The 11,649-nt window shown below is 60.3% G+C and carries 10 protein-coding genes; 1 reads left to right on the plus strand and 9 read right to left on the minus strand.

The window, feature by feature from the left end; translation table 11 throughout:
• Positions 1-4 precede the first annotated feature (4 nt).
• From U1R88_RS16645 to U1R88_RS16665, 5 genes are all read right to left on the minus strand, one after another.
• Positions 5-559, minus strand: a complete 555-nt coding sequence (locus U1R88_RS16645; RefSeq protein WP_322432232.1) for a type VI secretion system baseplate subunit TssE — start codon at positions 557-559, stop codon at positions 5-7.
• A gap of 234 nt (positions 560-793) precedes the next feature.
• A complete protein-coding gene (locus tag U1R88_RS16650; protein WP_322432233.1) occupies positions 794-1,282 on the minus strand; it encodes an Hcp family type VI secretion system effector in 489 nt (162 codons plus the stop codon).
• Between the two features lie 120 nt (positions 1,283-1,402).
• A complete protein-coding gene (tssC, locus tag U1R88_RS16655; RefSeq protein ID WP_322432234.1) occupies positions 1,403-2,896 on the minus strand; it encodes a type VI secretion system contractile sheath large subunit in 1,494 nt (497 codons plus the stop codon).
• A 54-nt stretch (positions 2,897-2,950) separates the two neighbouring features.
• Positions 2,951-3,469 (minus strand): type VI secretion system contractile sheath small subunit, encoded by a 519-nt coding sequence (gene tssB, locus U1R88_RS16660; RefSeq protein ID WP_322432235.1) that lies wholly within the window; start codon positions 3,467-3,469, stop codon positions 2,951-2,953.
• A 707-nt stretch (positions 3,470-4,176) separates the two neighbouring features.
• Complete coding sequence (locus U1R88_RS16665; protein ID WP_322432236.1) at positions 4,177-4,863, minus strand: response regulator transcription factor; 687 nt, start codon at positions 4,861-4,863, stop codon at positions 4,177-4,179.
• Positions 4,864-5,259: 396 nt separating this feature from the next.
• Between U1R88_RS16665 and U1R88_RS16670 the strand changes: the two genes are divergently transcribed.
• A complete protein-coding gene (locus tag U1R88_RS16670; RefSeq protein ID WP_068284305.1) occupies positions 5,260-5,550 on the plus strand; it encodes a PAAR domain-containing protein in 291 nt (96 codons plus the stop codon).
• 288 nt (positions 5,551-5,838) lie between these two features.
• Here U1R88_RS16670 and U1R88_RS16675 read toward each other — a convergent pair whose 3' ends face one another.
• The 4 genes from U1R88_RS16675 to tagF form a co-directional block, all read right to left on the minus strand.
• Positions 5,839-7,314: a PIN domain-containing protein gene (locus tag U1R88_RS16675; protein WP_322432237.1), complete on the minus strand. Its 1,476-nt coding sequence runs from the start codon at positions 7,312-7,314 to the stop codon at positions 5,839-5,841.
• Positions 7,315-7,764: 450 nt separating this feature from the next.
• Positions 7,765-10,197 (minus strand): serine/threonine-protein kinase, encoded by a 2,433-nt coding sequence (locus U1R88_RS16680; RefSeq protein ID WP_322432238.1) that lies wholly within the window; start codon positions 10,195-10,197, stop codon positions 7,765-7,767.
• The gene (locus U1R88_RS16685) at positions 10,197-10,964 is read right to left on the minus strand and encodes a PP2C family protein-serine/threonine phosphatase (RefSeq protein WP_322432239.1); all 768 of its coding nucleotides are present in this window, start codon (positions 10,962-10,964) and stop codon (positions 10,197-10,199) included. Before U1R88_RS16685 ends, U1R88_RS16680 begins: the two co-directional genes overlap by 1 nt.
• Positions 10,964-11,635, minus strand: a complete 672-nt coding sequence (tagF, locus tag U1R88_RS16690; protein ID WP_322432240.1) for a type VI secretion system-associated protein TagF — start codon at positions 11,633-11,635, stop codon at positions 10,964-10,966. The genes U1R88_RS16685 and tagF overlap by 1 nt, the downstream gene beginning before the upstream one ends.
• Positions 11,636-11,649 lie beyond the last annotated feature (14 nt).

Raw genomic sequence — 11,649 nt, forward strand, 5'->3', positions numbered from 1 at the left:
GGCATCACAATTTGAAGACTCTGATCTTGCCGCTCTCAACCTCGACGTCCGCCACGAACTCTATCGGGATATCGGTGGGCGTCGACACCATTTCGGCGCTGATATGGAACCTCAGCTGGCCGGAAGCACTATCGTCGAGCGGTTCGCCGGATATGGTCACTGTGCCCGGGACCAGTCGACAGTCATAAAGCTCCAGCCTCTGCTTGAGCAGATGGGCTACCCGCCGTGCCGCCTCGGGACTGGCGACGATCGCGGTCAGATCGGGTACGCCGAAATTGAGGATCGAGGCCGCCACAGCGTCGAAGCCGTTGAGATCCTCGATCGCCGCCAGCTCGACCGTGTTGAGCAGGGAGGCGAGGTCCTCGCCCAATTCCGAACGCAGCACGGTCTCGCCGACGGCCGAACGCGGCGAGGTGCGCCGCCCGGCAATAACCCGCTCGCCGGCATCGTTGCGATTGTCGATGGGCTTGGCGGCATCGCGCAGGCGGAAGGCCTCCCGAAAGGCGTGCATGATGGGAGGCACGAAACGATCGCTCTTGACGGCCCGGAAACGGCTCAATGGATCTTCCACATGCTGGAGCGTCTTGAGCTGAACCTCGAAGACGCGTCGATACAAGGAATTGGTACCGCAATCGTGTTTTCAGCGCCGATGATCGCCCGGCCATCACTGAAAACCGCCATGAGGTCCTACTAGCAATTGCAGTGCCAAGTCCGACCGGCCGAGGGATCAGCCCCTGCCGGGACCGGGCGACTATCACGCTCGTGCGGTCGCCCGGCTCCGAAAGGCGAGGAATTACTGATCCTTGCCCGTGGCAACGTTGTAGGTGAACTCGATCGAACCGCCATCGGCGGCGCCCGACTTGTCCTGCGGCTGGTATTCGTGGTTGATCTTCTCATAGGTGATCGAGAAGCTCTCCATCGCGCCGCCATCGGAACCACCGCTCGTCTGGTAGCTGGTGATGAAGCAGTTGCTCAGGGTGATGGTGATGTAAGTGAGCTTGTCTTCGCCCGCCGCCTTGCGCACGACGAGCTTGACCTCGTCGATGTGATTGCCGAAGGCGCAATATTTGAAGATGTTGGCGGAAGCCTTGTCCGCCGCCTTGGTGCAATGCAGGTCCTGCAGGACCGACTTGCCCTTGCCGCCGCCGGTGCCGCTGCCGAAGGTCGAGGAGTTCGAGCCCCCGATGCTCCAGCTCAGCAGCTCCATGTAGCCGTCGAGGCTGTCCTGCTGGGTTTCGCCCTCGATACCGTTGATCTGAAGTAGTGCGTCTGATTGGGCCATTTTACTCTCCTGTGATGTGAGCGGATGTGCCTTTTTCCGAAGGCATCCGTCGGATTGAATTGGCCAAGCGGGATCGTTCGCTCGCCGGAGCGCTCAGGCAGGCCCGCTTGGATTGTCGTGTTACTTCTGGCTATTGGGCAGTCTCGAGACGAGACTGATACCGATATCCATTCCTTCCAGCTGGTAGTGTGGCCTCAGATAGAACCTGGCGGCATAGTAGCCGGGGTTCTCTTCGTCGGGGAACACTTCGACCTTGGCCGCAGCCAACGGTTTCTTGGCCTTGATCGCCTCGGTCGAGTTCTTGGGGTCGCCGTCGACATAGCGATTGATCCAGGTCTGCAGCCATTTCTGCAGCTGATCCTGCTCCATCGTGGCGCCGATCTTGTCCCGCACCATGCATTTGAGATAATGCGCAAAGCGCGAGACTGCGAACATGTAAGGCAGGCGGGCCGAGAGGTTTTCGGAGGCCGTCGCGTCGTCCGTATCCATCTTCCTGGGCTTGTACAGCGACTGAGCGCCGATGAAGGCAGCCTTGTCGGTGTTCTTGCGATGGATCAACGGCAGCACGCCCGACTTCGACAATTCCGCCTCGCGCCGATCGCTGATGGCGATTTCGGTGGGGCATTTGAGGTCGATGCCGCCATCGTCGGTGGGGAAGGTATGGGTGGGGAGGTTGACGACTTCGCCGCCTGACTGGACGCCACGGATGCGCACCGTCCAGCCATATTCCTTGAAGGCGCGATTGACATTGACTGCCATGGCGTAGGCCGCGTTCATCCAGGCATATTTCCTACCCTGATGGCCGTCCGTGTCCTCCTCGAAGGCAAACTCCTCCACCGGTTCCGACTTGGCGCCATAGGGCTGGCGCGACAGGACGCGCGGCATGCACAGGCCGACATAGCGTGAATCGGGCTGATCACGCAGCGAGCGGAAAGCGGCGTAATCGGGCGTATCGAAGATCTTGCCGATGTCGCGCGGATTGGTGAGCTCGTTCCAGCTGTCCATGCCGAACAAGGCCGGATTGGCCGCCGCGAAGAAGGGCGCATGCGCCGCGGCCGCGACCTTGCTGATATCACGCAGCAACTGCACGTCGGGCGGCGAGTGGTCGAAGTAATAGTCGCCGACCAGAGCGCCATAGGGGTCACCGCCCAGTTGCCCATACTCGGCTTCGTAGAGCTTCTTGAAGATCGGGCTCTGGTCCCAGCGAGCGCCGGGATAGACCTTGAACTCGCGGAAGAGCTCTTCCTTCGACACGTTCATGAAGCGGATCTTCAGCGTAGTGTCGGTTTCGGAATTGAAGACGAGATAATTGAGGCCGCGCCAGGCACTCTCCAATTTCTGGAATTCGGGCGCATGGATGACTTCGTTGAGCTGGATCGACAGTTGCTCGTCGAGCTTGGCGATCATCGAGTCGATGGTATCAAGGACGTCTTCCTTGACCAGCGAGGTATCTTCGAGTGCCTGGCGGACCAGGGTGTTGACGGCATTCTCGACCTCGGTCGCAGCACTGTCGTTGCGCGGCTTGAAGCTCTTGCGCAACAGGCTGGAAAAGCTCTCCAGGTCACGGGTTTCGGTCGCGGGAACGGTCTGGGGGGTAGCGGCTGTTTCGGCCATGTGGCTGAACTCCTGACTTGATCTTCTGGCTTGATCTACTGGCGGGAGTCGCCGTCAGTTCTCTTCAGGCTTTGCCTGCTCGCTATTGTCCTTGAGCAGCCGCATGAGTTCGGGGTCCTTCAACAGAGCCTTGATCTGATCCTCGGCCGCGACCTTGCCGTCCATGTAGCGCTGCAGATTGGCGAGCTGCTCGCGCGCCTTCAACAGCTTGGCCAGCGCCGGTATGTTGCGGACGACCTGAGCTGGGTTGAAGTCACTCATCTTTTCGAAGCTGAGCTTGACCGACATCTTCTCGTCACCCTTGGCGTCACCGAGCCGGTTGGTCACCTTGAAGGTGGTACCGGGCTTGATGGCCTTCATGCGGTCGTCGAAATTGTCCATGTCGATGTCGAGATATTTGCGCTCGGCGATCGGCGCCTTCTCGACCTCGGATGCATTGCCGGACAGGTCCGACATCACCGCCATGACAAAGGGAATCTCGACGAGTTTTTCCGCATTGTAGGGGTCTTCATACTGGATCTGGACGCGCGGCGGGCGGTTGCGCTTGATGAACTTCTGTCCGCTGTCAGCCATGACTTTGCCTCTTTCCTCGACACTGCGCTGGGAGTTCCCACCCGCCGAAGGAGACCGGCAGAAGAGGTCCAACCATCGCACTTGAATTCATTGAGGTTGGTGAGCGCCGGCCCAGCGGGCGGTGTCATCCCCCTTGCGAAACCAATCTTGCGCCAAACCCCCTCCCCCGTAATCCCCTATTTGGGGGGCCGGCACCGAGCCCCCTCCGTCGAATACTGTGATCGATGGCACATACCGGCTCTCTCAAGGTAAAACCGGCCATGCTGCGGGAATTTCGGGTAACGAGACTGGCCCAATTGTCAGTCTAGACAGGCCAAGTGATTCCGGCGTGACACCGTGCAGGGAACACACCTGCAAGAGGCCTCGATCCACCCGGCACCGGCCCGATGCAATCGCGAGCCGGCAATCTTGTGACGAAGACTTCCCCCTGCTCGCCTCCTTGTGAATGTTACGACGATCAGAGAAGCGTGCGGCGATGACTGAGCCTGTTGGGAACGTATCTTCTCTTAACTCAGTATAGAACGCAAGATTGATTCCAAGCCCAAGATGAGCCCTAAAAAGGAGTATGCAATCGGGTTGGTATACGGAAGAAAAGTCCGACAAGTGTGCGCCGCCCCAGGAGCCGCCACTTCCAGGCGTTCTCCCCGCGCGAAGAGGGTTTCGATATCCTCGAGCTTCGGGCCGTTCCGCCGGATTTTTGGCGCGCTTTAGCGCGGCATGTTGATGACACCCAGGCTCGAGGCTTCAAAGACGGCCTCGGCACGCGAGTTCACTTCGAGCTTCTGGTAGATGTTCTTGACATAGGTCGCCACGGTGCTGCGGCCAATCTTGAGTATGTCGCCGATCTCTACGAAGGTGAAACCGCGCGCCAGGAGCTTGAGCACTTCGAGCTCGCGCTTCGACAGCAATTCGAGGCCCTTCTTGTCCGCCTCCTGCTCGCGCGGCTGGAACTCCTTGAGCAATTGGCGGGCAATGACCGGGCTGATCGGTGAACCACCGCGCCGTACCTCGCGGATACTCTCGGCAAAGCTGTCGAAACGCTCATCCTTCAAAAGATAGCCGCGAGCGCCGGCCTTGATGCTCTCCAACACCTTGTCCTGGTCAGCAAAAATCGTGATGACCATGATATCGACATCGGCATATTTCTGGGCCGCATAGCGGATGAGGCCGATGCCGGAGCCATCCGGCAGCCCGAGATCGCACAGCAACACGTCGAACCCGCCCTTGTCGATCAGGGTTTTGCCGGTGGCGGTGTTCGGCGCGCTGGCCGTGACCGAGATATCCGGCGCCGCTTCCAGCGCTGCGGTGATGCGTTCGAGGGCCGCCGGGTCGTCCTCGACGACGGCAACCCGGACGATGGGTTGGGGTGCTTGCGCGGAGGGTGCATCCGTCATGGTGTGAGATCCTCCAGTTCGGCGTTGTCTTCGCGACGGAACGGCGATCAACGCTGCAAAGCGCACTCGCAACCCGTCCGCCCGATGCTGCCGGAACCGTTTGTTTGCCTGATCCTCGCGAGCTTGCCAATCCCTGCCCTTGGCGTCAATCGCGCCGTCACGGGCCGCCCGATCCGGCGCGCCTTGGATAGACCGGCCGCAGCGGCCGAAACGAGACCCCACCCCCTCGCCAGAGCTCCCCGCCCCGCCCCCCTGTTTGAAGGATGTGCCATGAACCGCCTCGGCCTATGATCGGCCTGCACGATTGCCGCGGCGTGACAAAACCGCTGCAGTCGGACAGAGTACGCAACCAGCTCGCGCGTTCGCTCCTCATTGACGCGGAACAGGAAGTGGCTGATGGGACAACCTGCTTCACGTCTGGGCGACATGCATGTCTGCCCGCTGGTGAATGTGCTGGTGCCACATGTCGGTGGTCCAATCGTGATGGCGTCGATGAACGTCTTCACCGGCGGCCAGCCACAAGCACGGGTCGGGGATCTCTGCATCTGTGTCGGCCCACCCGACGTCATCGCGCTGGGCTCGACCACCGTGCTGGTCAACGGCCAGTTGGCGGCGCGCATCGGCGACCTCACCGCTCATGGTGGCACGATTGTGGGCATGTGGCCGACAGTGCTCATCGGCGGGTAGTCATCTCAACGCCGGCCGGCCCCCGCATCCACTTCACGGCTGTTTGCCAAGGCAATTAAGGCCGCACTCGAGGGCGGCCCGACAGCGACACCCGGTCTGCCCGGCAACCGCCCGAAATGCCGATATACGCCGGGGCTGACCGGCAACGTCGTTAATTGGGACTATGTCTGGGAGCCGCTCAAACCGCGTAGCGCCGCCAAGGGTCCAAATTAGATTGCCTGGAAGGATTGCGGGCCGGATCCGCGCAATGATTGCGGCGCCCTGGCCCCGATCATCCGTCATGGACGGCTACAAGAAACGCAACAGATGAATATTCTTGGCGCGCACCCAACGGATCATGCTGAAATTCACATAGGTCCCGAGACTGAAATAATTGCCCGTGGGTGAAACTTGCCCAAATACCTTTTCCGCCCATTCGTCCACGGGAAAAACCATGGCTGCTTTCGCATGGAAGGGACTCCATGGATCGAGATCTACCACCTTGATGGTGTTCTCGTTCGCCGTTTTATCCTCCAGAAGCGGAACCTGGACGGCTTGCCGGCCGTTCATATTGTACCAGTAGATCTGGCTTGGTGGATCAAGGACGACAAAATCAACATTGGTATTGGCCGGCAATTCGGCACTCGTCTCAACCACATCGTCAAAGCCGCCAAGAATACCGAACTCCACCTGTTGGAATTTCGCCTTGTTGGAATCGCCAAGGAAGAATCGCCCTACCGCAACAGGTTTAAAGGGGCACTTGGCGGCGGTGATGACGGATTTCTGAAGCGGCGCAATCCAGACTTCCTGCGAAAAGGCACGTTCACTTGGCCCGACGCCCCGCGACAGTGTCGGCACGCTCAATGCATCGCGCAGCGCTTCGTCGCGAGTGATCCCTTTTCCCCAGGCCAAGTGATCGAACACAGCGCCCGGCTTGATGAGGCTCTCATCGGAAACCTGATACTGACTATAGTAAAACAACAGCAGGACACCCATCCGCGGATTCGAGGCACGTTCGCCGGCTATGGTTTGCCGGACCTGATCGAGTGCCTGCGTAACCTTTTGCTTCTGGATGTAGTCGTTGACCAGGTTGAGGACGAAATTGACCCCTTCGAAGGCCAGCTGGATCCCCGCTATCGTTGCCATGCCCTTCGGGGATGGTCCTGCGAATTCCGGGACGGTATTGTCCGCTATCCCGATCGAATAACTGCCGCCGGAGCCTCCTCCCGATCCTCCCGATGGCCGCACCGGCTTGCCGTCGGCGCCAATGGTGCGTGGATTCAGTCCGAGTAATTTCCGGCCTACAGCCACGTCCTCAGCGCCGCTGCGGTCGCCAATGCTGCACTCCGGCGCCAGTCTGACACCGAGAGCGGGTGCAGCATTCTGCACCTTCCTATCGAAGGTCCACAAACGCGCGTTGATGGCCTTGGCCTCTGCCACGACGAACACGTCGCCCGGCTTCGTGGTATCGTCCTTGCGTGAGAAATCCTTCAGCTGCGGCCGATTGGGAGCAGGAGCATATTGGATGTTGTCGGCATAGACGTCGCCCCGGTCCTTGATGCTGCCTGACGGAGCGATGGTGATCCGTGCATCCTTGAGCAGCCAATCATACTCACCGCCTTGTTTTTGAGTTTGTGCCCGTGTCACCAACTCGTCATAAGCAGCGCGTGAAATATAGACTGGCGTGCCGGCATTTAGGTATTTCTTCAAACCCTCGGCAGCCGGCTGATTATTTCTTGCGATCGACGTAAGTACGTTCTTATCCAGCATGATGGGATCGGCCATAAGGGCTCCAATTTGCTTTCAACGTTACTTAGTTTTACAATATTTTTAAACTTCGATGCCGCCGCGTGCCGGATCCAAATATTTTCGGAAAAGAAAATATTATGAATAAGCATCATCAGTAATTCGACCGATTCTTTTTATCGATTCAAGGAGCGTAGGTAAGTGCTTAAAAGCACTTACCAGAACATTTCGCTGAAACGCGCGTACCGCGTTTCGAAAAAAGACACGACAACAATTATTTTTGGCGTCAAGTTCGATATTGTGAGCGAACACGATGCGGTAGAAAGATCGGTATTCTCTTAAGAAAAGTGAAACATGCCGGGCTTTTACATGCAAAAGCATCACGTCTCTTCTCAGGAGATGCTGTAGAGCTTCTCAGCTTCCGATGTCTCCGGGGAAGAAGGGGCGCGCGCCCCAGGATATGCCCGTCAATCTGCTTTTTGTGCGCCGTCACTGGTCGCGCAGCTTGAGATAGCCCACCGCCGTGGTGACGTCGCGGGCATTGGCGATCTCCTTGAGGAAAGGCGCGATGAAATCATCTGCCGCAAAGTCGGACTGGGCATTGATGCTGATCAGCGGCCGCGACGAGGCCACCGCGAACACCAGCATGGGGAAGAAGGCCGGCCGAGCCTCATCCTCAACCTTGGCCGGCGCAAACAGGCTGAGCTCGGCCTTGATTTCCCCAGCCGTCATGGTGATTAATTCGGGATACTGGCGACTGATGTTCTGGATCCCGCCCTTATGGTCCATCACGAACAGATAGATGTTACGTTCGCCCGCCCCAGTGACGGTAACTGTGAGTAAATCGCCTAAAGCTTCCGTTTTCGGGTCGCCGCCCCGAATTTCCGCTTTGCTCAACACCATCTTCAACGGCGGTGCGCCGGCAACCGACATGCGGCGCAACGCCCCGACGAAGCCGCATTGCTGATCGGAGACCGCATCGAGTTTCACCGTCGGCGCAAACCCGGCCTTGAGCTTGAAGGCATCGGCGAAGCTCTGGTCCGTCGCAGCCGTGCCGAGGGCCGTGACGGTTGCGGAACTGGCCGTTACATCGTCCGCCGTCGCAGAAAAGCAGCTATCCGCCCCAAAGCCGGCGACGAAATCCCTGAGCGCTGCCGGCGTCGGTGATGTAACCGCCGCCAATTTGGTGCCTTCTATCGCGGCTTTCGCCTTTGCAGCCAGATCATCAGGACAATCAGCGCCGCATTGATCGAGGAACCGCTTGAGTGCGGTGGCATTCTTGCCGGCAGCCGTGAGCTGCGCCGTGAGGCGGTCATGCTGCACGGCCAATTCTTTCGCGGCATCGATACGGGTACGGGCCTGCTGGAAGAGATCGCCGGGGCAGTCCGCACCGCACTGGTCGAGGAAACTCTGCAGGGCGGTTCTGTCCTGCCCGGCATTTGCAAGCTGGTTTGCCAAGTCCGTACGGCGCTTGGCCTGCACCTCCTGGGCGTTGATGCTGGCCCTCGCCTGGCGGGCGAGATCATCGGGGCAGTCCGCGCCGCACTGATCGAGGAAGCTCTTCAGCGCCGCCACGTCCTGGCCAGCGCTCGCAAGCTGGTTTGTCAGGTCCGTACGGTGCTTGGCCTGCGCCTCCTGGGCACTGATGCTGCTCCTCGCTTGGCGGGCAAGATCATCGGGGCAGTCCGCGCCGCACTGGTCGAGGAAACTCTTCAGTGCGGCCACATCCTGGCCGGCGCCCGCAAGTTGCTTGCTCAGGCGCTCGCGGCGCTCGGCTGCTTGTTTGGCCAGGTTTTCCTGGTTGTTGCCGTCCGGCGGCTTGTTATCGGGCTGCCTGTCCACGGGCACGTTGCTGCCCGAGAACAGGCTGCCATTCGTGTAGATCCAGCCCCCCGCCACACCAAGACCGATAACTGCGACGGCAGTGACGGCAAAAGCCGCATTGCGCAGCACGTGCGAGGGTTTTTTCGAGGAAGCTTCCGACGATCTGGCGGCAATGGCCTTGGGCTTTTCGGCTTTCGGCCTCTCGGTCTTCGCCTTGGATGCCGCCGGACCGTCCGGCCAGTCGCGAATGGCCGCCATGTCCTCCGGCCGCCCCGCCGGATCGGGTGCCAGCATCGCCGCGAGCACGGCGTGAAACTGCCGGGGGACACTGTCAAGATCGGGCAGGATGCGGCGCTTCTCGATAATGTCGAGCTGAGAGCCGGTCATGTCGAGCGGCCGGCCGCGCATGGCGGCGACCATCACCAGGGCCAGGCTGTAGATGTCCGATTTGGGCGTGACCTCGCCGCCATAAAGGCCGAGCTGCTCGGGGGAGACGAAGTTGTATTTTCCAGCAAAACTGCCGCCCAGCAGGGTTTCGCCGCCGACATTGGCAGACCGCGCAATGCCGAAATCAATGATCTTGGCATTCTGGACCAAACCGCCCGGCAGGATGACGTTGTCGGGCGACATGTCGCGGTGAATGACGCCAGCCAAATGCGCCCGATGCAAGCCGTCCGCCAGCCGGCGCAGCAAGGGCATGAATTCGGCAGCAGTGAGCGGCGCGTTCTTCACATGGGCCGCGAGCGAAGGACCATCCACATATTCCATCGCCAGATAGGGCCGCGACAGCACCGGATCGATCGAGAACACGTAATAGCGGACGATGGCCTCATGATAGAGATGGTTGAGGATGCGCGCTTCCTTGCGGAACAGGCCGAGGATGGTCTCGTCCTCGGCATATTCCGGCAGCACGATCTTGATCGCCACCGGATCGCCGGTCTGGATGTTGTGGCCCTTATAAACCTCTCCCATACCGCCGACGCCAAGAAGGGCATCGATGCGATAGGTCTGATTGAGTTCGGCGCCGATGCTCACGGCCGAGCCGCGGATCGCAATCCGGGTTCGCTCATCGTTCGAGGACGGTTCCATCGGCGCCATTATCGCATCACAAGCGTTGTCGCGCCTCTGTCGACGACATTGACGATGACAACAGAGATGTTGTCCTTGCCGCCGCGCGCCAAGGCAAGTTCGAGAAGTTCGTGGCTCGCCTGGGTCGCGCTCAGCCCGGTGCTCACGGCAAGGATTTCCTCATCCTTGACGTGTCCAGTCAGGCCGTCGCTGCACAGGACGAAACGGTCTCCTGACTTTATCACACCGGTGGCCTGTTCGAGTTCGAAATCATCGATGGCGCCGACAGCGCGGGTCACCACGTTGCGGCGTGGCCAACTCGCCGCCTCTTCCTGGCTGATGATGCCGCGGTCCACCAGGTCCTGCACTTCGGTATGGTCATGCGAGAGCTGCTCGATGCGCCCATCGCGCACCAGATAGCAGCGGGAGTCACCAGCCCACAGGCAGCAGTAATTGCCGTCGTGGGTCAACAGCGCCACGACCGTTGAGCCGACGATGCGATCGGGGTGGCCCTGCGAACGGGACAGCAGTTCGGCATTGACGGCGTCGATGCCGCGCCGGAACGCAAAGGACAGCTCCGTCAGCGACGCTGCCTTGCCCACATCCCGAGCGGCATCGGTGATCATCGCGCTGGCAAGATTACCGTCGCGATGGCCACCCATCCCATCCGCCACCACCCAGACGCCACGCTCGCCATCACCGAAGATGCTGTCCTCGTTGAAGCGGCGTACATGGCCAGGGTGAGTCAGCGCAGCCGTTTCAAATTTCAGATGGTGACCGGATGCCCAAGGGTCCATCAAACAGCCTCCCCCGTCATCAGGAATGAAAAGAATTGGGCGCCCGGCTTGCCCTCGGCTACCAGGAGCCTAGCTGGGTGTCCTTCTTGGCCGCCATGCGTCCACCAATAGCTGCGGCCGCCGTTGCGTGCATCTCCATCCGTCATGTCGAGCGAACGGAAGGCGGCGGCAATCGGCAGATCCTCGCCGGGCCAGAACAGCAGACCACCGTCGCGCTGCGGCGGCGGCAGGCGCGATGCCAGGGGAGGAAACGGGATTTGCGCCAGCAAATGCGATGGCTCGCGCTCGAACTGATCGTCGAGCATATGGAGCAGGAACTGCTCACAGCCCTCATGCCACTGGTCGAGCCCGCGGGAGGGTGGGGGTTCCAGATAGGCATCGGCCGGCTCGCAGGCGCATATCGTCAGTGGAAAATAGCGCCCCACCCCGTCGACCGAGGCCATCAGCGCACCAGTCACCGGCGTGCCGAAGACCCTCCTCCCGCACCAGAAGCGCCAGATCGGAAAGCTGAGATAGATTTCCTGCCAGCGCTCGGCAAGCGCATGCCGGCTGGCGGCGACGGCGGCCTGAAGCCACTCCTCCCATTGGTCGAGGAAGGGCCGCGGCATGTTGTAGGCCACGAAGTCCCGCTTGGAGGGCAGCTTTCCGAACATGCCGCACATTGTCATCATGACGACCGCTCTAG

The organism is Labrys sedimenti, from assembly GCF_034424805.1.
GTDB lineage: Bacteria > Pseudomonadota > Alphaproteobacteria > Rhizobiales > Labraceae > Labrys > Labrys sedimenti.